This is a genomic window from Streptomyces cyaneus (genome assembly GCF_004028635.1).
In the GTDB taxonomy this organism is placed as follows: Bacteria; Actinomycetota; Actinomycetes; order Streptomycetales; family Streptomycetaceae; genus Streptomyces; species Streptomyces cyaneus.
Genome location: NZ_ML138678.1, coordinates 1,034,367 through 1,058,682, shown reverse-complemented (window position 1 = coordinate 1,058,682; position 24,316 = coordinate 1,034,367). Strand labels below are relative to the sequence as shown.

The 24,316-nt window shown below is 68.9% G+C and carries 20 protein-coding genes and 2 tRNA genes; 18 read left to right on the top strand and 4 right to left on the bottom strand.

Translation table 11 applies throughout. The features are described 5' to 3' along the window. The first annotated feature begins 197 nt into the window (after positions 1-197). Both EHO50_RS04710 and EHO50_RS04700 read left to right on the top strand, forming a co-directional pair. Positions 198-683: a ribose-5-phosphate isomerase gene (locus EHO50_RS04710; protein ID WP_164904747.1), complete on the top strand. Its 486-nt coding sequence runs from the start codon at positions 198-200 to the stop codon at positions 681-683. A gap of 235 nt (positions 684-918) precedes the next feature. Beyond that, positions 919-1,728 carry an Fpg/Nei family DNA glycosylase gene (locus EHO50_RS04700; protein WP_128428495.1) on the top strand — a complete coding sequence of 270 codons (810 nt, stop codon included), beginning with the start codon at positions 919-921 and terminating at the stop codon, positions 1,726-1,728. 48 nt (positions 1,729-1,776) lie between these two features. Here the strand turns inward: EHO50_RS04700 and EHO50_RS04695 are convergent, their stop codons facing one another. Continuing rightward, a complete protein-coding gene (locus EHO50_RS04695) occupies positions 1,777-2,988 on the bottom strand; it encodes a GNAT family N-acetyltransferase (RefSeq protein WP_246101049.1) in 1,212 nt (403 codons plus the stop codon). A 243-nt stretch (positions 2,989-3,231) separates the two neighbouring features. Between EHO50_RS04695 and EHO50_RS04690 the strand changes: the two genes are divergently transcribed. After that, a complete protein-coding gene (locus tag EHO50_RS04690; RefSeq protein ID WP_128428493.1) occupies positions 3,232-4,413 on the top strand; it encodes a PP2C family protein-serine/threonine phosphatase in 1,182 nt (393 codons plus the stop codon). A gap of 465 nt (positions 4,414-4,878) precedes the next feature. Further along, positions 4,879-5,352 carry an HD domain-containing protein gene (locus EHO50_RS04685; protein WP_128428492.1) on the top strand — a complete coding sequence of 158 codons (474 nt, stop codon included), beginning with the start codon at positions 4,879-4,881 and terminating at the stop codon, positions 5,350-5,352. 30 nt (positions 5,353-5,382) lie between these two features. Here the strand turns inward: EHO50_RS04685 and EHO50_RS04680 are convergent, their stop codons facing one another. Further along, entirely contained in the window at positions 5,383-6,594 is a 1,212-nt protein-coding gene (locus tag EHO50_RS04680; protein ID WP_128428491.1) for an acyltransferase family protein, read from the bottom strand. Between the two features lie 539 nt (positions 6,595-7,133). Between EHO50_RS04680 and EHO50_RS04675 the strand changes: the two genes are divergently transcribed. Together EHO50_RS04675 and EHO50_RS04670 are read left to right on the top strand one after the other, a co-directional pair. Continuing rightward, positions 7,134-7,328, top strand: a complete 195-nt coding sequence (locus EHO50_RS04675; protein WP_030044846.1) for a hypothetical protein — start codon at positions 7,134-7,136, stop codon at positions 7,326-7,328. A 79-nt stretch (positions 7,329-7,407) separates the two neighbouring features. Continuing rightward, positions 7,408-9,558, top strand: a complete 2,151-nt coding sequence (locus EHO50_RS04670; RefSeq protein ID WP_128428490.1) for a protein kinase domain-containing protein — start codon at positions 7,408-7,410, stop codon at positions 9,556-9,558. A gap of 82 nt (positions 9,559-9,640) precedes the next feature. Here EHO50_RS04670 and EHO50_RS04665 read toward each other — a convergent pair. Beyond that, positions 9,641-9,711, bottom strand: a tRNA-Gly gene (locus EHO50_RS04665). A 165-nt stretch (positions 9,712-9,876) separates the two neighbouring features. Between EHO50_RS04665 and EHO50_RS04660 the strand changes: the two genes are divergently transcribed. The 5 genes from EHO50_RS04660 to clpX all read left to right on the top strand — a co-directional run bounded on the left by EHO50_RS04660 (position 9,877) and on the right by clpX (position 14,609). Next, positions 9,877-9,953, top strand: a tRNA-Pro gene (locus EHO50_RS04660). Positions 9,954-10,163: 210 nt separating this feature from the next. Continuing rightward, positions 10,164-11,558 (top strand): trigger factor, encoded by a 1,395-nt coding sequence (tig, locus tag EHO50_RS04655; protein ID WP_128428489.1) that lies wholly within the window; start codon positions 10,164-10,166, stop codon positions 11,556-11,558. Positions 11,559-11,804: 246 nt separating this feature from the next. Continuing rightward, positions 11,805-12,410 carry an ATP-dependent Clp protease proteolytic subunit gene (locus tag EHO50_RS04650; RefSeq protein ID WP_128428974.1) on the top strand — a complete coding sequence of 202 codons (606 nt, stop codon included), beginning with the start codon at positions 11,805-11,807 and terminating at the stop codon, positions 12,408-12,410. Between the two features lie 50 nt (positions 12,411-12,460). After that, the gene (locus tag EHO50_RS04645; protein WP_128428488.1) at positions 12,461-13,141 is read left to right on the top strand and encodes an ATP-dependent Clp protease proteolytic subunit; all 681 of its coding nucleotides are present in this window, start codon (positions 12,461-12,463) and stop codon (positions 13,139-13,141) included. Positions 13,142-13,322: 181 nt separating this feature from the next. Beyond that, entirely contained in the window at positions 13,323-14,609 is a 1,287-nt protein-coding gene (gene clpX, locus EHO50_RS04640) for an ATP-dependent Clp protease ATP-binding subunit ClpX (protein ID WP_093908449.1), read from the top strand. 72 nt (positions 14,610-14,681) lie between these two features. Here the strand turns inward: clpX and EHO50_RS04635 are convergent, their stop codons facing one another. Beyond that, the gene (locus EHO50_RS04635; RefSeq protein WP_128428487.1) at positions 14,682-15,662 is read right to left on the bottom strand and encodes a hypothetical protein; all 981 of its coding nucleotides are present in this window, start codon (positions 15,660-15,662) and stop codon (positions 14,682-14,684) included. A gap of 136 nt (positions 15,663-15,798) precedes the next feature. Between EHO50_RS04635 and EHO50_RS04630 the strand changes: the two genes are divergently transcribed. The 7 genes from EHO50_RS04630 to mreD all read left to right on the top strand — a co-directional run bounded on the left by EHO50_RS04630 (position 15,799) and on the right by mreD (position 24,161). Beyond that, positions 15,799-18,423: a valine--tRNA ligase gene (locus tag EHO50_RS04630; RefSeq protein ID WP_128428486.1), complete on the top strand. Its 2,625-nt coding sequence runs from the start codon at positions 15,799-15,801 to the stop codon at positions 18,421-18,423. A 192-nt stretch (positions 18,424-18,615) separates the two neighbouring features. After that, positions 18,616-20,118 (top strand): bifunctional tetrahydrofolate synthase/dihydrofolate synthase, encoded by a 1,503-nt coding sequence (gene folC, locus EHO50_RS04625; RefSeq protein WP_128428485.1) that lies wholly within the window; start codon positions 18,616-18,618, stop codon positions 20,116-20,118. Between the two features lie 8 nt (positions 20,119-20,126). Continuing rightward, the gene (locus EHO50_RS04620; RefSeq protein ID WP_128428484.1) at positions 20,127-20,483 is read left to right on the top strand and encodes a DUF4233 domain-containing protein; all 357 of its coding nucleotides are present in this window, start codon (positions 20,127-20,129) and stop codon (positions 20,481-20,483) included. An 86-nt stretch (positions 20,484-20,569) separates the two neighbouring features. Then, the gene (gene ndk / locus EHO50_RS04615) at positions 20,570-20,983 is read left to right on the top strand and encodes a nucleoside-diphosphate kinase (RefSeq protein WP_128428483.1); all 414 of its coding nucleotides are present in this window, start codon (positions 20,570-20,572) and stop codon (positions 20,981-20,983) included. A 269-nt stretch (positions 20,984-21,252) separates the two neighbouring features. Continuing rightward, a complete protein-coding gene (locus tag EHO50_RS04610) occupies positions 21,253-22,272 on the top strand; it encodes a rod shape-determining protein (RefSeq protein WP_004931372.1) in 1,020 nt (339 codons plus the stop codon). Between the two features lie 228 nt (positions 22,273-22,500). After that, positions 22,501-23,454: a rod shape-determining protein MreC gene (gene mreC / locus EHO50_RS04605; protein ID WP_128428482.1), complete on the top strand. Its 954-nt coding sequence runs from the start codon at positions 22,501-22,503 to the stop codon at positions 23,452-23,454. 14 nt (positions 23,455-23,468) lie between these two features. Then, positions 23,469-24,161 (top strand): rod shape-determining protein MreD, encoded by a 693-nt coding sequence (gene mreD, locus EHO50_RS04600; RefSeq protein ID WP_128428481.1) that lies wholly within the window; start codon positions 23,469-23,471, stop codon positions 24,159-24,161. The last annotated feature ends 155 nt before the right edge of the window (positions 24,162-24,316 follow it).

The window sequence follows — 24,316 nt, the reverse complement described above, 5'->3', positions numbered from 1 at the left end:
CGTGGGGAGCGGTTCTCGTACGAGCGGTAGTGGAGCGGCGTACGAGTCGGACCAGTGAATCCGAGGAGAACAGATTCGGGAACCTTTGATTCGTGATTGTTACTTGAGGTTCCCTTGAGCTTCCATGGCATGCGTCACAATTAACCCGGTCGACACCCGACGCTGCTGCCCCGAAACAGCCGTGTCACACTCGTTCCATGCGCGTGTATCTCGGCTCCGACCATGCGGGCTTCGAACTCAAGAACCACCTCGTCGAGTGGCTCAGGGCGGCGGGCCACGACCCGGTCGACTGCGGCCCCCACATCTACGACGCCCAGGACGACTACCCGCCCTTCTGCCTCCGCGCGGCGGAGAAGACGGCCGCGGACCCCGACTCCCTCGGCATCGTGATCGGCGGCTCGGGCAACGGCGAGCAGATCGCCGCGAACAAGGTGAAGGGCGTCCGCGCGGCGTTGGCCTGGAGCGAGGAGACGGCGTCGCTGGGCCGCCAGCACAACAACGCGAACGTCGTCGCGGTGGGTGCGCGCATGCATACGCAGGACGAGGCGACGAAGTTCGTGGAGACCTTCCTCAGCACCCCCTACTCGGGTGACGAGCGCCACACCCGCCGCATCAACATGCTGGCGGACTACGAAACGACGGGCGACCTGCCCCCCATCCCCCCGCACCACCCCCAGCAGTAACGCCCGAAGAAACCTCCACCCCAAGCCCCCACCCACCCGGCTGGGGGCTCCACGTCGCGACCACTTCCCAGCGCCGGTCCGTGCATTTCAGCCCGTCCGGCGTTTGAGGACGAGGCCGTTCAGGCCGATGGGGGTCCAGGGGGCGGAGCCCCTTCAAGGACGGGAAGGGTAGGGGCGGCGGGGGCGAAACCCTGCCGCCCACCCCCACCCACCCTCAGACAAAGAAGGAGTCACCGTGCCCGAGGGCCACACCATCCACCGGCTGGCCCAGGACTACGCCGCCGCATTCCTCGGCACAACCCCCCACGTCACCAGCCCCCAGGGCAAGTTCTCAGCCGCCGCACAACTCCTCACCGGCGCAGAACTCACCCACACCGAAGCCCACGGCAAACACCTCTTCCTGGGCTTCCGAGCCACCGACTGGATCCACATCCACCTCGGCCTCTTCGGCAAGGTCAACTTCGGCGACACCCCCGCACCCCCACCCACCGACACCGTCCGCCTCCGCCTCGCGAACAACACCGCATACGTCGACCTCCGCGGCCCCACCACCTGCGCCCTGATCACGCACCCCGAGAAGCAGGCGATACACGACCGCCTCGGCCCCGACCCCCTCCGCGAGGACGCAGACCCGCACCAGGCATACCGACGGATCTCCCGCAGCCGTACGACCATCGCCGCCCTGCTCATGGACCAGAAGGTCATCGCGGGCGTAGGAAACGTCTACCGCGCAGAGGTCCTCTTCCGGCACGGCATCGACCCCTACCGTGCGGGCAAGGACATCACCCCCACCCAGTGGGACGCCATCTGGACAGACCTCGTCGACCTCATGCGCGAGGGCGTACGCAACAACCGCATCGACACGGTCCGCCCGGAGCACACCCCGGACGCGATGGGCCGCCCACCGCGCGTCGACGACCACGGCGGCGAGGTCTACGTCTACCGCCGGGGGAACCTGCCCTGCCACATCTGCGACGGCGAGATCCGCACCGCCGACCTCGCCGCCCGCAACCTCTTCTGGTGCCCGAACTGCCAGACACCGTAGGCAGGGTCGGCCGACCTCTCAGACCGGCCGTCCGACCCGCGGCGCGCATCAGAACCCATGCGGCAACCACGGCGCCACAGCCGAAGCAAACCCCACCGACGCCTCCGCCAGCGCCCCCTGCCGCAGCTCCCGCACCCGCCCCGCCGCACCCAGCGCACCCAGGCTCACGCCCCCGAGATAGGCCGCGCCCAACTCCCGTACGGACAAAGCCAGATCCGCCGCGTCCGTCGTACGCTCGCACGACGCGCCCTTGGCGTCCCCGGACAGCCGCCAACGCCCCGCGTTCCAGGGGCAGAAGGCGTCCTCGACCTCGAACACCACGTCCACCGGCGCCTGATACGTCCGCGCCTGAAGCGCCGCCCCGACGTCCACCAGCCGTACGTGCAACGAGTCCCGCACCCGGAGCGCACACCGCCGGATGTCGGACACCTGGTGCAGCCACGCCTCGTCCATCGGCCGCCCGTACGCCTTCACCGTGGACGTCAGGTCGATGCCGAACAGGAACCGCCACAGCGCGGCCTCCGCCGCCGGGTCGAGGCCCTGTACGTCCCGCAGACGCACAGCACCCTTGGGCCCACTGGCGTCCCACTCCGGCTTGACGTGGAAGCGCGCGTACCCGACGACCTCCCCGTCCCGTTCCGCGACCACGCACTGCAACGGCGACCCGCCGCTCCGCTCGCTCTCCGGGTCGAGCAGCCCGAGCCGCTCCCAGCCGGGCAGCCGCGCGAGCATCCCCGGCCGGCCGGACACCTTGCGCGCGTACACCGCCTCGCATGCGTCGAGGACGTCGGCCGGTACGGCGTACCGCAGACGTACGTCATCGGTGCCGGGCGGCACGGACAGCCGGACGCGGGTCGTGTCGATCTCGGCGTTCACATGGAAGGTGCCGACGCCGTACCCGAACCGGCCGTAGATCTCCGGCTCGGAGGCGGTCAGCAGGGCCAGCGGCCGGCCCCATTCACGCACATCGTCCAGCTGCCGCCGCATCATCGACGTCAGGACACCGCGCCGGCGGTGCGTGGCGGCGACGCTGACCATCGTGACGCCGGCCGCGGGCACCGAGGCGCCGCCCGGCACGGTCAGCCGGAAGCTGAACGTGCCCGCCGTGCCCACACAGGCGTCCCCGTCCCAGGCGCCGATGGAACGGTCGAACTCGGTGAGCGAGTCCCACAACTCCCGCTCCTCGGACGACTCCGGAACCCCGCCGAAGGCGCGGATCAGAGTGTCGTACCAGATGTCCCACTCCCCCTGCCGCAGCACCCGCAGCTCGGGAGGCCCGGAGTGCCCGGAGTACCCGGAGTACCCGGAGTACCCGGGGTGGCTCGCACTGTCATTCGCCATGAACCATGCCTACCAGGGCATTGCGGGACGAGCGAGGGAATTTCTCGTTGGCGGCGGCGGGACGGCTTTCCGTGAAGTTCACTGTGAAGTTGAACCTCGGACGGGGGACAAGTGGGACCTCCCGTGCCAAGCAGCTGGTCCGATGGATAGGGTCCCGAACTAATGGCAGCAGGACGAGAGCGGCGCACGGCGGCCGAGACGTTCACGGCCCGGTTGAAGATGTGGTGGCACCGGGTCCGCGTCGGCGTGCGCAGAAGCGCGGTGGACTACTTCCGCGGCGACGGCTCGGACTGGATCGCACTCGCCGGCCTGCTCCTCACAGTCCCCCTGATCTGTGCCGTGACGATGGCCAACCCGGTGTGGTTCTCCCCGGCCGCGCTGGTCCTCCCCATCGTGGCGGGCGGCCTGCTGCTGCGCCCGGCGAGCCTGCTGGGCCTGTACGCGGCGGCGGCCACGGCCCTGATCGTGGAGTCGGTGCAGCTCGGCCCGTACACGGAGGGCCCGTCCCGCGTCACCCCGGGCGTGGTCCTCGTCGTAGCCGCCTGCGGCTTCTTCGGCCTGCTCATCGCGCAGTTCCGCAGCAGGGTGGGCGTGCCGTGGCGGCGCGGCGGCACGATGCTCTTCGACCTGCGCGAACGCATCCGCGTCCAGAGCAAGCTGCCGAGCCTGCCGCACGGCTGGCATCGCGAGATGGCGCTGCGCCCGGCGGGCGGCCAGTCCTTCTCCGGCGACTTCGTGGTGGCGGCCCGCACCAACGGCGGCCGCACCCTGGAGGTCGTCCTCACGGACGTCTCCGGCAAGGGCATGGACGCGGGCTCCCGGGCGTTGCTGTTGTCGGGCGCGTTCGGCGGCCTCCTGGGCAGCCTGCCCCCGCACGCGTTCCTGCCGGCGGCCAACGGCTACCTGCTCCGCCAGGACTGGGACGAGGGCTTCGCCACCTCGATCCACCTGGTCCTGGACCTGGACTCGGGCGACTACGAGCTCTACTCGGCGGGCCACCCGCCGGGCCTGCAGCTGAGCGCGGGCAGCGGCCGCTGGGAGGAGAAGGCAGCAGAGGGCCCCCTCCTCGGCGTATACGACGGCGCCCAGTTCGACCCCGTGAAGGGCACGCTCCGCCCCGGCGACGTGCTGATGCTCTTCACGGACGGCCTGGTCGAAACGTCCGACCGCGACATCGTCGAGGGCATCGACCGCCTCACCGGCGAGGCCGACCGCTACGTCGCCGGCGGCTTCCACGGAGCCGCCTGGCACCTCATCGAAGCGGTAGCGAGAGACGTCAACGACGACAGAGCCCTCCTACTGATCTGCCGCGAGGGCCCAACGACAACGACAACAACCCGCTGACCCGACCCGACACAGGCCACGTGCAGCCATCACCCACCCGCCGGCATCCTCCAGCCCGTCCGGGCCTGCGCTTCTGGACGCCGGCCCGGCATTTCAGCCCGTCCGGCGTTCGAGGCTGAGGACGCACCATCCCGATCCCCCACCCACCCGCTGGGGGCTGTGCCTGGCGGTGCTGACGGTCACTTCTCAGCGCCGGTCCAGGCATTTCAGCCCGTCCGGCGTTCGAGGCTGAGGACGCACCATCCCGATCCCCCACCCACCCGCTGGGGGCTGTGCCTGGCGGTGCTGACGGTCACTTCTCAGCGTCGGCCCAGGCATTCCAGCCCGTCCGGCGTTTGAGGACGAGGCCCCTTCAGGGCCGAAGCGGGGGTCTGGGGGCGGCAGCCCCCAGGAGCGGGGTCGAAGGGGCGGCAGCCCCTTCAAGGACGGGACGGGTAGGGGCGGCGGGGGCGAGACACTGGACGGGTGACCGAAACAGACCGAACCCCACTGTCCCTCACAGCCGTGGAGGCCATCGCCCGAGCCGCCCACGCCGCCCAGACGGACAAGGCCGGACGGCCATACACCGAACACCTCCAGGCCGTAGCCGAAGGCGTACACGCCCGCGGCGGCGACGACGCCCAGATCGCCGCAGCCTGGCTGCACGACGCCGTGGAGGACGCCGCACTGACCGAACAGTGGCTCGAAGAAGCCGCGCTCAGCCGCCGCACCAAGGACATCGTGCTGGCCCTCACCAAGCGCCCCGGCGAGCCACCCGAGACCTACGCCGCACGCATCCTCGCCACCGAGGGCGCACTACTGGTGAAGGAGGCGGACCTGGCGCACAACGCGAACCCGGCACGCCTCGCGGTCCTCGACGAAAGCACCCGCAAACGACTGACCGAGAAGTACGCACGGATGCGCGCACTTCTCGGTCTGGTCGGTCCGTTCGGCGAGTGATGCCCCGCGAGGGGAACGCTCCGAGTCAGCTCAGGCGTTGACCTTCTCCCGCTTGGCCGCCCCCTCGCGCTTCTCGCGCTCACGGGCCAGCTCCGCCGCGTCCCGCTTGAACGCCCACTCCATCTTGGGCTCCATCGCGAACCGGAACACCCGCTGCACAGGCTTGGTGCACAGCAGCGTGACCCCGATGGCCGCGCAGACGGTGACGAAGATCTCGCCGAGCGGGCGCTGCAGCCAGGCGTGGTCGAACCAGCCCTGGTAGTCCCCGGCCTTCACGACGAAGCCGTGCAGCAGATAGCCGTACAGCGTCCCCGCACCGAGCGCCGTGAACCACATGTGGCGGCGCGGCACCCAGGCGAAGAAGCAGGCCGTCAGCAGCAGCGAGCAGCCGAACATCGCCAGCACCATGACCGGCCCGCTCCACCACGGCGCGTGCAGCTCCTGCGCGGCGTCACGGTGGTAGAACCACGCCGTGTTCATACGCGGCACCGCCCACCAGCCGAAGGCCAGCGCGACCGCGAACACCGGCACGGACAGGATCCGCACCGTACGCGTGCGCACCATGTGGAAGTGCTCGGGCTTCATGATCAGGCCGAGCACGAAGTACGGCAGGAACTGCAGCACCCGCTGCAGGTCCAGGTCGTCGCCGATCTCCGGGGTGACCGTCGCCGCCATGGCGAGGCCGAGCGCGATCGGCAGCGGCCAGCGCACCATCTTCCAGATGGGAGTGGTCATCCGCCAGATGAACAGCGCGCACAGGAACCACGTCAGGTACCAGGGGTCCAGGAGGCTGATGTCCTGGCCCGGGTCCTCGTCGATCCAGCGCTTGAAGAGCGGATAGGCCGTCTCGAAGACGATGTACGGCACGGCGACGCCGGTGATCAGGCGCTTCAGCCGGTTCGGGCTGGCGTCGAAGCTGCGCGAGAAGAAGCCGGAGATGATGATGAACGCCGGCATGTGGAAGGTGTACACGACGGTGTACACGCCCTCCAGGATCCGGCTGTCACCCTTGATCGGCTCCCAGGCGTGGCCTATGGCGACGAGCACGATCGCCAGGTACTTGGCGTTGTCGAAGAACGCGTCGCGCTGCTTGGCACCGCTGGACGCTGGTCTGTCGGTCGCCTGAGCCTTCTTGCTCTGCTGGTTCTGCGGCGAGCGCGGACTCGGCACTCCGTCCACCGGCGACTGTGCCGGGGGGAGTGGCGCTCTGTTGTGGCCGTGCGGTCGCAGCGAGTCCGTCACAGACCCTCCCGCCGGAATCCGGGGGAGACGATCCAGGACCTTGCTGCGCATGCGGGGGACGAGGCAGCGTGGAACATCTGAGGCACCCTAGCGTTGTCTGTGTGATTTCGTAAAACCCGCCAGGTCATTCCTGGTTATTGCGCTCGACCACGGGTGTACGACGAACATGCACCTGCCGGACACCTGTTGGACGCCCGTCTTGTCTGGATTCATCCGGACTAAGGGGTGCATATGTGCAGGAGCTGACACCGGTGGAATGATCAGAGTGCGCAGAATTCGAAATGCCGGCGAACACGTTGTGTGTCGATGGAAACGATCCCGTCGAATTCCCTGCGCGGGTGTCCCCAGGAAATGCTGAACGGGCACGACGTGAGAGGTCGGTGGGGGCGGAGGGCCCGCACAGATCCAGCACAGGTGTGGCGAACGAAACGTCACGTGCCGCATAGCGGGGCCCGGTTGGTGGCACGATGGTTCTGGCGGGGGTGCGCGGGGTGCATCCCCGGGCCGGGAGAGCGGACCGACCGAGGGTGTGATCTGTTGTGGCCATTTCGCTGTCAGTGGTGTTGCTGTTGGCGATCATCTTGGTGGTGTTGATCCGTGGCGGATCCCTGAAGGCCGGCCCCGCCGTCGTCGCCGTGCTGTTCGGCTTCTTCCTCGCCTCTACAGGCATGGCCGACGACATCCAGCGGTTCCTCAACTCGATAGCCGAGACGATCAACTCCATCCAGTTCTAGGGTCCGTGGGGCGGCCCGGAAGGGTACGGATACCCTCGTTCGAGATCGTCGAACGGTACGGAACGGGGGAACGTACGGGATGGCGCTGCGCGAGTCGGACCCGGTGGAGGTGGGCGGCTACCGGATCGAGGACCGCCTCGGCTCCGGTGGCATGGGCGTGGTCTATTTGGCGCGCTCCGCCTCCGGTCGTCGCCTCGCCCTCAAGGTCGTGCACGCGCAGTACGCCGACGACGACGAGTTCCGCACCCGGTTCCGCCGCGAGGTGGCCGCCGCCCGCCAGGTCAGCGGCGCCTTCACGGCCCCCGTCGTGGACGCGGACGCCGACGCGCCGCGCCCCTGGATGGCCACGCTCTACATCGCGGGCGAGGACCTCGGCAGTCACGTCCGCAGCCACGGCCCCCTGCCGCTGCCGAAGTTGCGCGAACTCGCCGCCGGCCTCGCCGAGGCCCTGCGTGACATCCATCGCGCCGGCATGGTCCACCGTGATCTGAAACCGGCCAATGTCATGCTCGCCGAGGACGGCCCCCGCGTCATCGACTTCGGCATCTCCCGCGCCGCCGAGTTCGCGGCCCAGGACGTTCTCACCCAGACCGGCCGCGTGATGGGCACCCCGCCCTACATGTCCCCGGAACAGTTCTCCTCCCCCCAGGACGTGGGCCCGGCCGCCGACGTCTTCTCCCTCGGCTCGGTCGTCGCGTACGCCGCCACCGGCCGCGGCCCCTTCGACAGCCCGAGCCCCTACGAGACGGCCGTACGCGTCGTCGACGGCGCCCCGGAACTCGACAACGTTCCGCCCGAGTTGCTCCCCTTCATCCGCCTCTGTCTGGAAAAGCACCCCAAGTCCCGCCCGACACCGGACGAGTTGCTGACGCTGCTGCGCGACGGCCACGTCCCCGAGCCGAGGCCGGAGCCGACGCCCGCGGCCGAGGAGACCCGTCCCGTACGACGGCCCAAGCGCCGCAGGCGCCTGTGGCTGGCCACCGCACTGGGCGCCGCCCTCCTCACCGCCGTCACCGCGACCACGGTCGCCGTCACAGGCGGTGACGACCCCGCCCCGGGCAACCTGCCGACCGGCTGGCAGAACTGGCGCAAGATGTCGAAGGACCCGAGCGTCGACAAGGAGCCGGTGGGCGCCAGCAACCCCTTCAATCGCTGCGCCGCCACCGGCAGGTCCCTGGTCTGCGCCGGCGACGACGTCATGGCGACCCGCTTCGCCCTCGCCGACGGCCGCAACACCTGGGCCCGGCCCATCGACGAGACGGCGGACGACCTCGGCGGCAGCTCCGCGGGCACGATCATCACCGCCCGCAGCGGCCGGGTGTACGTCTACGGCGCCGACGACCGGCCCATCGGCGACGAAGGGCTGTCCCGTACCAGCTACACGGTCCAGGCCCTCGACGCCGAGACCGGCAAGGTGATCTGGAAGAGGGTCACCGGCGACGGCGACGCGGCCACGGAGCCGAGCAGCGAACGGGGCGCCTCCGTCGCCGTACCCGCCGGCATCATCACCACCTACGGCAACGACTCGAAGTACTACGCCCTGCTCGGCGCCGACGACGGCAAGGTCCGCTGGAAGCGCCCCCTGCCCAGCCCGGAGGAGCAGCCCTGCCTGCTGCGCAGCGCTGACCGGCAGGCGTATCTGGTCTGCGCGCACTTCACCGGCACCGAAATCACCAGCACGAGCGTCACGCAACTCGACCCGACCACCGGACGGCCCGACTGGACCGTCAAGGCGAAGGGCGATCAGGACATCGCCGGACAGGCGGACGGACGCCTCGTGCTGGTGAGCGCGCTCGGCGACCACCGCACAGTGACCCTGATCAACGCCAGGTCACACGTCCTGACGACCGTACGGCTCGCACCGGCCCAGCCCGAGGAATCGACCGTCTACCTCCTGGGCGGCACCCTGTACTTCACCCTCCCCGGCGGCAGCGTCCGCGCGGTCGACCCGAGCACGGGACGCCAGCTCTGGAAGACCGACTCCACGGTGGAGAAGTCGGGCGCCCCCACCGCGTCCGCCACCCGCCTGTACCTGGCGTCCCCCAGCGGCCGCCTCGCCGCCATCGACCGGCGCACCGGCACGGTCGTCGCGACCAGCCCGGGCCGCGACGACAGCGGCCTCCTCGACTTCACCGGCACCACCGGCGCCCCCCTCGTCCTGGTCGGCGACGCCCTGTACATCCCGTACGGCATCCGCTCGGTCTACACCGTGGACGTACGCACCCTGTGAATCCCGGCGGCCGACGGCCCCCTGCAAAACGATCAGGGCCAGGTCGGGGACTAACCCTCTGACCTGGCCCTGAGCCGTACAGAGCGGGCGACGGGAATCGAACCCGCGTAGCTAGTTTGGAAGACTAGGGCTCTACCATTGAGCTACGCCCGCACAGGACGCGCCGCAGGTCAGGTGACCGCGGCACTGCAGGCATCGTAGCGGGTCACGCCCCCTCGACGCACACCCGATTGCCACGCGCGCCGCCCGTCGGCCGGTGCCGGAGAAATGCGGCGGCCCCACTGCCTGCGGGCATGTACCCTACGTGTCGCACCAGCACGGGGTGTGGCGCAGCTTGGTAGCGCGTCCGCTTTGGGAGCGGAAGGCCGTGGGTTCAAATCCCGCCACCCCGACCACGACCGGTCCACACCGGCCACACGCGCGACGACCTCGGGTGATCGCGTCCCTTGATCGCCTTTGGGGCGTGTCCCCGCTGCCGTTACTATGCAAGCTGCACGCCCGTGTGTCTCTCCGTAACGAAGTCACGAAGTCCTCCGGGCGGCGAATCCGCCGGACCAGTCTGGCTCCGGCAGAACCCAAGAAGTCAGCCACAAGGAGACCGAACCGTGAAGAGCGCCGTGGAGACCCTGAACCCGACCCGGGTTCGGCTCACTGTCGAGGTGCCCTTCGAGGAGCTCAAGGACAGCCTCGACGCGGCGTACAAGAAGATCAACCAGCAGGTCACGGTGAAGGGCTTCCGCAAGGGCAAGATCCCGGCCCGCGTCATCGACCAGCGGTTCGGCCGCGGTGCGGTCCTGGAGGAGGCGGTCAACGACGCGCTTCCGAAGTTCTACACCGAGGCGGTCAACGAGGCCGAGCTCAACGTCCTGGGCCAGCCCGAGGTCGACATCACCGAGCTGAAGGACGGCGAGACGCTGAACTTCACCGCCGAGGTCGACGTCCGCCCGACCATCGAGATCCCGGACTACTCCGGCATCGAGGTCGAGGTCGACGCCGTCGAGGTCACCGATGAGGACGTCGAGAAGTCGGTCGAGCAGCTGCGCGAGCGCTTCGCGTCGACCTCCCCGGTCGAGCGTGCCGCCGAGGACGGCGACGTCGTCACCCTCGACCTGCAGGCCAAGGTCGAGGGCGAGGTCCTGGAGGACGGCGTCGCCGAGGGTGTCTCCTACACCATCGGCTCCGGCGAGCTGCTGGACGGCATCGACGACGCCGTGAAGGGCCTGGAGGCCGGTGGCGAGACCACCTTCACCTCCGAGCTCAAGGGCGGCTCGGCGGCCGGCAAGGAGGCCGAGGTCACCGTCAAGGTCACCCAGGTCGCCGCGCGCGAACTGCCCGAGCTGGACGACGAGTTCGCGCAGCTCGCCTCCGAGTTCGACACCCTCGATGAGCTCAAGGCCGACAGCCGCAAGCGCCTCGAGAACATGAAGCAGTACGACCAGGCCACGCAGGCCCAGGAGCGCGTCCTGGAGAAGCTGCTGGAGCTGGTCGAGGTGCCCGTCCCCGAGAAGCTGCTCGAGGACGAGATCAACACCCGTAAGCACAACCTCGAGCACCACCAGCTCGGCCAGATGGGCCTCGACCTCGAGAAGTACCTCGAGATCCAGGGCAAGACGGTCGAGGAGTTCGACGCCGAGACCAAGGAAGCCGCGGTCAAGGGCATCAAGACGCAGTTCGTCCTCGACGAGCTCGTCAAGCAGGAGAAGCTGAACGTCAACCAGGAGGAGCTCACCGAGCACCTCATGCGCCGCGCCGCCTCCTCCGGCATGTCCCCCGACCAGTTCGCCCAGGCGGTCGTCGAGGGCGGTCAGGTTCCGCTCCTGGTCGGCGAGGTCGCCCGCGGTAAGGCCCTGGCCGTCGTGGTCGAGAAGGCCACGGTCAAGGACACCAACGGCGAGGTCGTCGACCTGGACGACGAGGACGAGGTCGAGCAGGCCACGGAGACGGTGGAGGCCGCCGAGGGCACCGCCGACGAGGCCGCCGAGGAGAAGACCGAGGGCTGAGCCCACGGCGCCTTGTAGCTCGTAGGAAGGGCCCTGGGGATGCACCGTCCCCGGGGCCCTTCTGTCGTACCGGCGGAGCACACCGCGCTACGCCCCCGGCGAACACTCACGGAACCGGGATGGCACTGCCCGGCCTGCGCGTTAGGGTCCATGAATATGAGGGCAGGGGAGCCCCCGTTGCCCGCAGAAGACGTAAGACGGCCCGGCGCCGTCGTAAGACGAGCAGGTGGATACGTGACGAATCTGATGCCCTCCGCCGCCGGCGAGCCTTCCATCGGTGGTGGCCTCGGCGACCAGGTCTACAACCGGCTGCTCAACGAGCGGATCATCTTCCTCGGCCAGCCGGTCGACGACGACATCGCGAACAAGATCACCGCGCAGCTGCTGCTCCTTGCCGCTGACCCGGAAAAGGACATCTACCTCTACATCAACAGCCCCGGCGGCTCGATCACGGCCGGCATGGCGATCTACGACACCATGCAGTACATCAAGAACGACGTGGTGACCATCGCCATGGGCCTCGCCGCTTCGATGGGCCAGTTCCTGCTCAGCGCGGGTACCCCCGGCAAGCGCTTCGCGCTGCCGAACGCCGAGATCCTGATCCACCAGCCCTCCGCGGGCCTGGCCGGCTCGGCCTCCGACATCAAGATCCACGCCGAGCGGCTGCTGCACACCAAGAAGCGCATGGCCGAGCTCACCGCGCAGCACACCGGTCAGACGATCGAGCAGATCACCCGGGACTCGGACCGCGACCGTTGGTTCGACGCCCACGAGGCCAAGGAGTACGGCCTCATCGACGACGTGATGGAAACGGCCGCCGGTATGCCTGGTGGCGGCGGCACCGGGGCCTGAGGCCCCAGGACAGCCCCCAGCCGACCGCCTCAGCCCCTAGGAGACAGATAGTGAACGACTTCCCCGGCAACGGCCTGTACGACCGCACGCGCGCCGAGTACGCGGGCCCCGTGGCCGAGTCCCGGTACGTCATCCCGCGCTTCGTCGAGCGCACCTCGCAGGGCATCCGCGAGTACGACCCGTACGCGAAGCTCTTCGAGGAGCGCGTGATCTTCCTCGGCGTGCAGATCGACGACGCCTCGGCCAACGACGTCATGGCGCAGCTGCTGTGCCTGGAGTCGATGGACCCCGACCGCGACATCTCGGTCTACATCAACAGCCCGGGCGGCTCCTTCACCGCGCTCACGGCCATCTACGACACGATGCAGTTCGTGAAGCCGGACATCCAGACGGTCTGCATGGGCCAGGCGGCCTCCGCCGCCGCCGTCCTGCTGGCCGCCGGCACGCCCGGCAAGCGCATGGCGCTGCCGAACGCCCGTGTGCTGATCCACCAGCCGTACAGCGAGACGGGCCGCGGTCAGGTCTCCGACCTGGAGATCGCCGCCAACGAGATCCTCCGGATGCGCTCGCAGCTGGAGGAGATGCTGGCCAAGCACTCCACCACGCCGATCGAGAAGATCCGCGAGGACATCGAGCGCGACAAGATCCTCACGGCCGAGGACGCGCTGTCGTACGGGCTGATCGACCAGATCATCTCCACCCGGAAGATGAACAACGCCGACGTTCGCTGACGCGGACCCGGTAGTGTCTGCTGCCCCTTGGCACGGTTTGGGACGGTGCACGTCAAAGTGAACCGCGCCAAGGGGGGCCCGAACGGGGGGCCAGGCAAGGTACCGTCGGACATAAGGCAGCACCAGGAGCCGCTGGATTCGAAAACGTCCAGTCGTCTCCACGGCGAAGGGGAAGCACACCGTGGCACGCATCGGTGACGGCGGCGATCTGCTCAAGTGCTCGTTCTGCGGCAAGAGCCAGAAGCAGGTCAAGAAGCTCATCGCAGGCCCTGGTGTGTACATCTGCGACGAGTGCATCGATCTCTGCAACGAGATCATCGAGGAAGAGCTCGCGGAGACCAGTGAGGTCCGCTGGGAGGAACTGCCCAAGCCGCGCGAGATCTACGAGTTCCTCGAGGGGTACGTGGTCGGCCAGGAGGCGGCGAAGAAGGCCCTCTCCGTCGCCGTCTACAACCACTACAAGCGCGTCCAGGCCGGCGAGAACGGCGGCGGTCAAAGCCGCGAGGACGCCATCGAGTTGGCGAAGTCCAACATCCTGCTGCTGGGCCCCACGGGCTCCGGCAAGACGCTGCTCGCCCAGACCCTGGCCCGGATGCTGAACGTCCCGTTCGCCATCGCCGACGCGACGGCCCTGACGGAGGCCGGGTACGTCGGCGAGGACGTCGAGAACATCCTGCTGAAGCTGATCCAGGCGGCCGACTACGACGTCAAGAAGGCCGAGACCGGGATCATCTACATCGACGAGATCGACAAGGTCGCGCGGAAGAGTGAAAATCCGTCGATCACGCGGGACGTCAGCGGTGAGGGTGTCCAGCAGGCCCTGCTGAAGATCCTGGAGGGCACGACCGCCTCGGTCCCGCCCCAGGGCGGCCGCAAGCACCCGCACCAGGAGTTCATCCAGATCGACACGACGAACGTCCTGTTCATCGTGGGCGGCGCGTTCTCCGGCCTTGAGAAGATCATCGAGTCCCGGGCCGGCGCCAAGGGCATCGGCTTCGGCGCGACGATCCGCTCCAAGCGCGAGCTGGAGGCCAAGGACCAGTTCGAGGACGTCATGCCCGAGGACCTGGTCAAGTTCGGCATGATCCCCGAGTTCATCGGCCGCCTCCCCGTCATCACCTCGGTCCACAACCTCGACCGCGAGGCCCTGCTCCAGATCCTCGTCGAGCCGCGCAACGCGCTGGTGAAGCAGTACCAGCGCCTCTTCGAACTCGACGGCGTGGAACTCGACTTCGAGCGCGAGGCCCTGGAGGCCATCGCCGACCAGGCCATCCTCCGCCAGACCGGCGCGCGCGGCCTGCGCGCCATCATGGAGGAGGTCCTGATGTCGGTGATGTACGAGGTGCCGTCCCGCAAGGACGTCGCCCGGGTCGTCATCACGGCGGACGTCGTTCACTCGAACGTGAACCCGACGCTGATTCCGCGGGATGCGCGGGGACGCGGGCCGGGCGAGCAGAAGACGGCCTAGCCGCAGCACAGCCACATACGAAGGGGCCCCGGTCGACCGACCGGGGCCCCTTCGCAGTCGATGAGCCGGGCGTCAGGCCTTGACCCGGACCTCCGCGCGCACCTTCGTGGTGACGTCGATGGCCACGTCCTTGGTGATGCCCGTCGTGGCGTCGGTCGGCGACACCAGGGCGATGGTGCTGTAGTCGGCCCAGGCGCAGAACCAGTTGGTCTGCTCCTGCTTGGTCATCAGGTTCTGGCCCTTGGTCGACTGGCACTTCATGACCGCGCCGTCGAGGTCGGCGGACTCGGGCTCGCCGACCAGTTCGGTCTTCGGGGCGCTGCTGCTGCCGGAGGAGTCCTCCTCGGCGGACTTCTTGAAGGACGCGAAGAACGCGTCCAGAGCCTTCTCCGGGTCGGCGATCTCGCCGTAGGCGCCCGCGAAATAGATGTTCTTGGCCTTCGCCAACGCGCCCAGATCGGGCGTGGTGCTGTTCGGGTCGCTGGGGTCGTAACTCGAGAGGTCCGCGGTCGAGTAGGCGCCGGTCACGTCGGTGCCGTTCTTGATGCCGCTCTTCTCCAGCTCCGACGCCGAGCCGCTGCTGGACGCCCCCTCGTTGCCGATTCGCGTGTAGTCGCTGAGCAGCTTCTGCGGCGTCGCCAGCTTGTGCGCCCCGTCGTCCTCGAGGTTGCCCGCGCCGCCACCGCTGCTGCCGAACACGAAGTAGGCCCCGACGCCGATCGCGGCCACGACGGCCACCGCGCCGATGATCAGGCCGGTCTTCTTGTTGCCACCACCCGGCGCCGGCGGCTGCGGCATCCCGTACGGGGCCTGGCCGTACGGCGGCTGCTGACCGTACGGGGGCTGCTGGCCGTACGGCTGCTGGGGCGGGACGCCCTGCGGGGGCTGCTGCGGGTAGCCGTAACCGGGCTGGGGCTGGGCCGGAGGGGCCTGCTGGGGGTAGCCGTAGCCGGGCTGGGGCGCCTGGGGCTGCTGGCCGTACGGACCGGGCTGGCCGTACGGTCCGGGCTGCTGGGGCTGCCCGCCGTACGGGCCCGGCTGGTTGTGACTCATTTCTGGGTTCCCCTCCAGATGCTTATGCGTTCACGACATCCTGGCGCAAACCCAGGGGACGCACGGCATCGGGGTGCCCACCGTTACAGAACAAACGCGTTTCGGGACACGCCCGGGACACCCCTAAACTGAGCGGGTGACCGAGAACGCTCAGCAGCAGCCACCAGCGCCCGACACCGAACTGCCGACCCAGTACGCGCCGGCCGATGTAGAGGGGCCGCTGTACGAGCGCTGGGTAGAGCGGGGTTACTTCGAGGCGGACGAGAAGAGCGACAAGCCGCCGTACACCATCGTCATCCCGCCGCCGAACGTCACGGGCAGCCTGCACCTCGGGCACGCCTTCGAGCACACCCTCATCGACGCCCTCACGCGCCGCAAGCGCATGCAGGGTTACGAGACGCTGTGGCAGCCCGGCATGGACCACGCCGGTATCGCCACGCAGAACGTCGTCGAGCGTGAGCTCGGCAAGGAGGGCAAGTCCCGGCACGACCTGGGCCGTGAGGCCTTCGTCGAGCGCGTCTGGCAGTGGAAGGGCGAGTCCGGCGGGCAGATCTCCGGCCAGATGCGGCGCCTCGGTGACGGCGTCGCGTGGTCGCGTGAGCGCTTCACCATGGACGAGGGTCTGTCCCAGGCCGTCCAGACCATCTTCAAGCGGCTGTACGACGACGAGCTGATCTACCGCGCCGAGCGCATCATCAACTGGTGCCCGCGCTGTCTGACCGCCATCTCGGACATCGAGGTCGAGTACCAGGATGACGACGGCGAGCTCGTCTCCATCCGGTACGGCGACGGCGACGACGCCATCGTCGTGGCGACGACCCGCGCGGAGACGATGCTCGGCGACACCGCCATCGCCGTCCACCCCGAGGACGAGCGCTACCGCCACCTCGTCGGCCGCGAGATCGAGCTGCCGCTCACCGGCCGCCGTATCCCCGTGGTCGCCGACGAGCACGTCGACCCCGAGTTCGGCACCGGCGCCGTCAAGGTCACCCCGGCGCACGACCCGAACGACTTCGAGATCGGCCAGCGCCACGACCTGCCGTCCCTGACCATCATGGACGAGCACGCCGTCATCACGGCCCACGGCCCCTTCCAGGGCCTGGACCGCCTGGAGGCCCGCTCGGCCATCGTCGGTGCGCTGCGCGCCGAGGGCCGGATCGTCGCCGAGAAGCGGCCGTACGTCCACAGCGTCGGCCACTGCTCGCGCTGCAAGACCACCATCGAGCCGCGCCTGTCCATGCAGTGGTGGGTCAAGGTCGGTCCGCTCGCGAAGGCCGCCGGTGACGCGGTCCGCGACGGCAAGGTCAAGATCCATCCGCAGGAGATGGAGAAGCGGTACTTCGACTGGGTCGACAACCTCCACGACTGGTGTATTTCGCGGCAGTTGTGGTGGGGTCACCGCATTCCGGTCTGGTACGGCCCGAACGGCGAGGTCGTCTGCGTCGGCCCCGACGAGGAGCCGCCGAGCGGTGAGGGCTGGCGTCAGGACACCGACGTCCTCGACACCTGGTTCTCCTCCGGCCTGTGGCCCTTCTCGACCCTCGGCTGGCCCGAACAGACCGAGTCGCTCGCGAAGTTCTACCCGAACTCCGTCCTGGTCACCGGCTACGACATCCTCTTCTTCTGGGTCGCCCGGATGATGATGTTCGGCCTGTACGCGATGGATGGCACCCCGCCGTTCCACACCATCGCCCTGCACGGCATGGTCCGCGACCAGTTCGGCAAGAAGATGTCGAAGTCCTTCGGCAACGCGGTCAACCCGCTGGACTGGATGGACAAGTACGGCTCCGACGCGCTCCGCTTCACCCTCGCCCGTGGCGCCAACCCGGGCGTCGACGTCCCGATCGGCGAGGACTGGGTCCAGGGCTCGCGGAACTTCGCCAACAAGATCTGGAACGCGACGCGCTTCGCGCTCATGAACGGCGCGACGGTCGAGGGCCCGCTCCCGGAGCCGTCGGCGATGTCGTCGACGGACCGCTGGATCCTGTCCCGCCTGAACTCCGTTGTCGCCGAAGTCGACGCGTTCTACGACGACTTCCAGTTCGCCAAGCTGTCCGACGCGCTCTTCCACTTCGCGTGGGACGAGGTCTTCGACTGGTACGTCGAGCTGTCCAAGACCACCTTCCAGGCGGGCGGCGAGGCGGCCGAGGTCTCCAAGCGCGTCCTCGGCGAGGTCCTGGACGTCACGCTGAAGCTGCTGCACCCGGTGGTCCCGTTCGTCACGGAGACCCTGTGGACCACCCTCACCGGCGGCGAGTCGCTCGTGATCGCCGAGTGGCCGAGCGACAGCGGCTTCCGTGACCAGGGCGCCGAGCGGGAGATCGAGTCGCTCCAGTCGGTCATCACCGAGGTCCGCCGCTTCCGTGCCGACCAGGGCCTGCAGCCGGGCCAGCGCGTCCCGGCCCGCCTGACCCTGGACGGCACGACCCTCGCCGCGCACGAGCCGGCCATCCGCCAGCTGCTGCGCCTCCAGCCGGAGGGCGAGAGCTTCTCGGCGACGGCGACCCTGCCGGTCGCGGGCGCGGAGGTCGCGCTCGACCTGTCCGGCGTGATCGACGTCGCGGCCGAGCGCAAGCGCCTCGCGAAGGATCTGGCGGCTGCCGAGAAGGAGAAGGCCCAGGCCACCGCCAAGCTCGGCAACGAGGCCTTCCTGGCGAAGGCGCCGGACAACGTCGTGGAGAAGATCCGCGGCCGCCTGGCGAAGGCCGAGGAGGACATCGCCCGGATCGCCGCCCAGCTGGACCGCCTGCCGCAGGCGTAGGTGTTTGTACGGCGAAGCCCCCGGTGCTGTGTAAGCGCCGGGGGCCTTGGCGTCCCTAGGGGCGCGGGGCTGTATCAATATGCGGCTCCGCCGCGTGGGCGCGACCAGCCACAACGCACCCGCACCCGCCTGACAAGACATGCCACCCCAGTCCCTGGGCGCCCTGTCAGTCCCCCTCCGTAGACTGGCCCCGTGAGCGACCAGAACGAGCCCGACCCCCTCGACCCCTTCGAAGAGATCGTCGCGGCAGAAACCGACCGCGACCCCGATCTCGCGGTCATCGAGGCCGGCAGCCGAACCCTGCGCACCCAGGGCGGCCCGCCCAGCGCAGACGTGCCCGCGCGCCCCGAAGACCCCGAGGTCGACAAGGCGCTGCGCGAGGTCGAGGCGGAGCTCGCCACCCGCTGGGGCGAGACCAAGCTGGAGCCCTCGGTCAGCAGGATCGCCGCGCTCATGGACGTGCTGGGCGAGCCGCAGCGGTCGTACCCCTCGATCCACATCACCGGCACCAACGGCAAGACGTCGACCGCCCGCATGATCGAGGCCCTCCTCGGCGCCTTCGAGCTCCGCACCGGCCGCTACACCTCGCCGCACGTCCAGTCGATCACCGAGCGGATCAGCCTGGACGGCGCCGCGATCTCCGCCGAGCGTTTCATCGACACGTACAACGACATCAAGCCGTACGTCGAGATGGTCGACGGACAGCAGGAGTACCGGCTGTCCTTCTTCGAGGTGCTCACGGGCATGGCGTACGCCGCCTTCGCCGACGCGCCCGTCGATGTCGCCGTCGTGGAAGTGGGCATGGGCGGCTCCTGGGACGCGACGAACGTCATCGACGGTGACGTCGCCGTCGTGACGCCCATAGACCTGGACCACACCGACCGGCTCGGCGGCACTCCGGGCGAGATCGCCGGTGAGAAGGCCGGGATCATCAAGCAGGACGCCACCGTGATCATGGCCCAGCAGCCGGTGGACGCGGCACAGGTGCTGCTGAAGAAGGCCGTCGAGGTCGACGCCACCGTCGCACGCGAGGGGCTGGAGTTCGGGGTCGTGTCGCGGCAGGTCGCCGTCGGCGGACAGCTGATGACCCTGCGCGGGCTGGGCGGTGAGTACGCCGAGGTGTATCTGCCGCTGCACGGCGCGCACCAGGCGCACAACGCGGCCGTCGCCCTCGCCGCCGTGGAGGCGTTCTTCGGCGTCGGCGCCGCGCGGGCCGAGCCGTTGGACATCGACACCATCCGCAAGGCGTTCGCCGCCGTCGCTTCGCCGGGGCGGATGGAGGTCGTACGGCGGTCGCCGACCGTCGTGCTGGACGCGGCCCACAACCCGGCCGGCGCGCGGGTCACCGCCGAGGCGATCGGGGAGGCCTTCGACTTCAGCCGACTGATCGGAGTCGTCGGCGCGAGCGGCGACAAGAACGTGCGCGGGCTGCTCGAGGCCTTCGAGCCGATCTTCGCCGAGGTCGTCGTCACGCAGAACTCCTCGCACCGCGCCATGGACGCCGACGAACTCGCGGCCATCGCCGTCGAGGTGTTCGGCGACGAGCGCGTGCAGGTCGAGCCGCGGTTGCCGGACGCCCTGGAGGCCGCGATCACGCTGGCCGAGGAGGAGGGCGAGTTCGCGGGCGGCGGTGTGCTGGTCACCGGGTCCGTCATCACGGTCGGCGAAGCCCGGCTGCTGCTGGGGAAGGGCTGAGTCGAAAGATGCGTACGCTCTGTTCCTCGACCCTGATCGGCGAGTTGTTCGTCATCGGCTTCGCCGGTCTGGTCGCCATGAAGGATCCCGACCTGTCCATGTCGACGGTGTGGACGGTCAGCGGCATCGCGATGTTCCTGTGCGTGCTGCTGTGCGGCCTGGTGACCCGGCCCGGCGGTGTGGCCCTCGGCTGGGCCCTGCAGATCGCGCTGATCGCTTCCGGCTTCATCGTCCCGACGATGTTCTTCCTGGGCGTGGTCTTCGCGGCGCTGTGGTGGGCTTCGGTGCACTTCGGCAGGAAGGTCGACGAGGCGAAGGCGAGATTCGCGGCGCAGGCGGGCGAAAGCAGCCCGTCCGGCGCCTGAGGGCAAGCTGACACTGCGTAACAAGCTCCTGTACACGCCCTGTAACCTCATCCCACCGCACACCGGCAGTAAGAAGGAGCCCTCCCGTGAGCCAGCGCACCCTCGTCCTCCTCAAGCCCGACGCCGTCCGTCGAGGCCTGACCGGCGAGATCATCAGCCGTATCGAGCGCAAGGCCGGCTGGCAGATCACCGCGCTGGAGCTGCGCACGCTGGACCAGGAGACGCTGGAGCAGCACTACGGCGAGCACAAGGGCAAGCCCTTCTACGAGCCGCTGGTGGAGTTCATGGCCTCCGGTCCGGTCGTCGCCCTGATCGTCGAGGGTGAGCGGGTCATCGAGGGGCTGCGCCAGCTCGCCGGGCCGACCGACCCGATCGCCGCCGCGCCGGGCTCCATCCGCGGTGACTACGGTGTGATCGTCCGCGAGAACCTCATCCACGCCTCCGACTCCGAGGAGTCCGCCGAGCGCGAGGTGAAGATCTTCTTTCCGGGCCGCGCGTAGCGCTGCGGCGGTTGAGCAGAAAGGGTGTGGGGACTGAAGTCTCCACACCCGAGTGCATATGCGCGGCGATCGAGGGAACGAGTGCCCCCGATGGCCCGTCTCCACAAGCGGGGCGACTCGCCATCTGATGACAATGGCGAAGACCCTCCCGCAGTGTTCGCGAAGGCGCGTCTACGATAGAAGCCTTCACGTCACAGCACCCACTTCGCCGACCTGATAAGCCATCAAAAGCTCCCAGGAAGGCCAGACGAATCCTGATGGGGAACTCAATGTCGTTCATCGGCCGTGACATGGCTGTCGACCTCGGGACCGCCAACACGCTGGTGTACGTCAGGGGTCGCGGGATCGTACTCAACGAGCCGTCCGTCGTCGCGATCAACACCAACACCGGTGGCATCCTCGCGGTCGGTGCCGAAGCGAAGAAGATGATCGGGCGCACGCCCGGCAACATCGTTGCCGTACGTCCGTTGAAGGACGGCGTGATCGCCGACTTCGAGATCACCGAGCGGATGCTCCGCTACTTCATTCTGAAGATCCACAAGCGGCGGTATCTGGCTCGTCCGCGGGTCGTCGTCTGTGTGCCCTCGGGCATCACCGGCGTCGAGCGCCGCGCCGTCATCGAGGCGTCGTCCCAGGCCGGCGCCCGCCAGGTGCACATCATCGAGGAGCCCATGGCCGCGGCCATCGGCTCCGGCCTGCCGGTCCACGAGGCCACGGGCAATATGGTGGTCGACATCGGCGGCGGCACCACGGAGGTCGCGGTCATCTCCCTCGGCGGCATCGTCACCGCCCAGTCCATCCGCGTCGCGGGCGACGAGCTGGACAATGCGATCATCCAGCACATCAAGAAGGAGTACTCCCTTCTGCTGGGTGAGCGGACGGCCGAGCAGATCAAGATCACGATCGGTTCGGCGTACGACCTCGATGCTGACGAACACACCGAAATCCGCGGCCGGGACCTCGTCTCCGGGCTGCCGAAGACCGTCGTCATCTCCGCGGCCGAAGTGCGCAAGGCCATCGAGGAGCCGGTCAACGCGATCGTCGACGCGGTGAAGACGACCCTCGACAAGTGCCCGCCGGAGCTGTCCGGCGACATCATGGACCGAGGAATCGTTCTGACCGGCGGCGGCGCCCTGTTGCGCGGCCTCGACGAGCGGCTGCGCCGCGAGACCGGCATGCCGATCCACATCGCCGAGGACCCGCTGGACAGCGTGGCGCTCGGCTCCGGCAAGTGCGTCGAGGAGTTCGAGGCGTTGCAGCAGGTGCTGGACGCCCAGCCGCGCAGATGACGTAACTCTTCGATTCCGCCGTACGGGATGATCTCCTCTCGTACGGCGGATCGTTGATATAGAGGCATAAGCTCCCCGAAGAGCCTCGAAACCTTGCAGAGAAGCTCCGCCCACAAGCTCTGCGTACAACCTCTGCATACAAGCTCCCGTACAAACTCCGTATACAGAACCCCTCGGGTTTCCCAGGGGTTTCCGCAATTCCTATGAGGAAGGGCACGGCCGCCGCACGTGAGGGACACACGAGAGAGCCGGCTGCTCCTGGTGCTGCTGATCGCGATCGCGTTCGCGTTGATCACGGTGGACATCCGCGGCGGTGAGGATTCCCCTGTCGACGGCGCCAGGTCCGCCGCCGCCGCGGTTTTCGGCCCGATCGAGAACGGCGTGTCCGCGGCGGTCGACCCGGTCGGCAACGCGGTAGCCGCGGTCCGCGACTCCGGTGAGCGCCACGACCGGCTCGCCCGGCTGGAGCAGGAGAACGCCGCCCTCAAGGCGAAGCTGGGCAGCGACGACCGTGACCGCAGCCGACTGCGGCAGCTGGACAACATGCTGAAGATCGCGGGCAAGGGCCAGTACGGCATCAAGGGCGCCGAGGTCATCGCCATAGGAGCGGCCCAGGGCTTCTCCTGGACGATCACCATCGACGCCGGCGCGAACGACGGCATCCAGCGCGACATGACCGTCCTGAACGGGGACGGGCTGGTCGGGCGGGTCACCACCGTCGGCCCGAACACCGCGACCGTGCTCCTCGCCAACGACCCCGACTTCACCGTCGGCACCCGCATGGAGGCCAGCGACGAACTCGGCTTCGCCTCCGGCCAGGGCGACCGACCGCTGCGCGTCGAACTCCTCAACGGCAAGGCCGAGGTGAAGAAGGGCGACCGCCTCGTCACCTTCGGCTCCCAGGCCGACAAGCCCTTCGTGCCCGGCGTCCCCGTCGGCGTCGTCTCCCGAGTCGACCCGTCCGGCGGCAACCTGACCCGCACCCTGTACGTCACGCCGTACGTCGGCTTCAGCAAGCTCGACATCGTCGGTGTCGTCGTCCAGGCCCCCGCGAAGGACCCGCGCGACACGGTGCTCCCCGACAAGCCCGAGCCGACCCCCACGCCTACCGTGACGGTGACCGTCACGCCGTCCGGCGTGCCCCCGGTCGACGGCCAGTACCAGTACGAGCAAGAGCAGTAGGAGCTGAAGCCAACATGCGCGTCAACCGGATCCTGCTCTCCTCCGCCCTGATCGTGGTCGCCCTGGTGCTCCAGGTGAGCGTCCTCTCCCGCCTCCACCTCCCGGGCGCCGTCCCCGACCTGCTGCTCCTCACCGTCCTGGGCCTCGCCATGGTCTACGGCCATGTCGGCGGCGCCCTCGTCGGCTTCGGCGCGGGCCTGCTCGCCGACCTCGCCCCGCCCGCCGACCATGCCGCCGGCCGCTATGCGCTGGTGCTGTGCGTGATCGGCTACCTCGCCGGGCTCGTCAAGCCGGAGAACGGCCGGCTCAAGTCGGCCACCGGGCCGATGGTGGTCGTGGTCGTCGCCGCGATCGGAGCGACTCTGCTCTACGCCGGTGTCGGCGCCCTCGTCGGCGACACCGCCGCCCGCCATGTGGGGCTCGCCGGCCTGCTGTTCACGGCCGCGCTGTACGACCTGCTGCTGGCGCCGTTCGTCGTCCCCGGGATCATGGCGCTGGCCCGGCGCGCGGAGAACGACCCGCTCGCCGAGACCAACTCCCAGGCGAAGAAGCCCAGCATCTCCTCCGGCTGGCTCTCCGGCGGTACCGGACTGCGCATCGGTGGCCAGCGCGGCGGGCTCGGTGGGATGAAGAACGGCCTGAAGGTGAAGGCCGGGCGGGCGCGGACGGCGCGCGCCGGGCGCATCAAGGGGGTCAAGCGGCTGTGAGGGCAGCGGAGTTCACCGGAACGAGTGAGGCCAGGTGGAACCCGGCCTCGGGGGCCCTTCGTTCATCACTCGTACACAGACAGTCGTATCCGCACGCACCGTCGTGTCCGCACGCACCGTCGTATCCGCACCGGCACTCGCACTGAGAGGGGGAG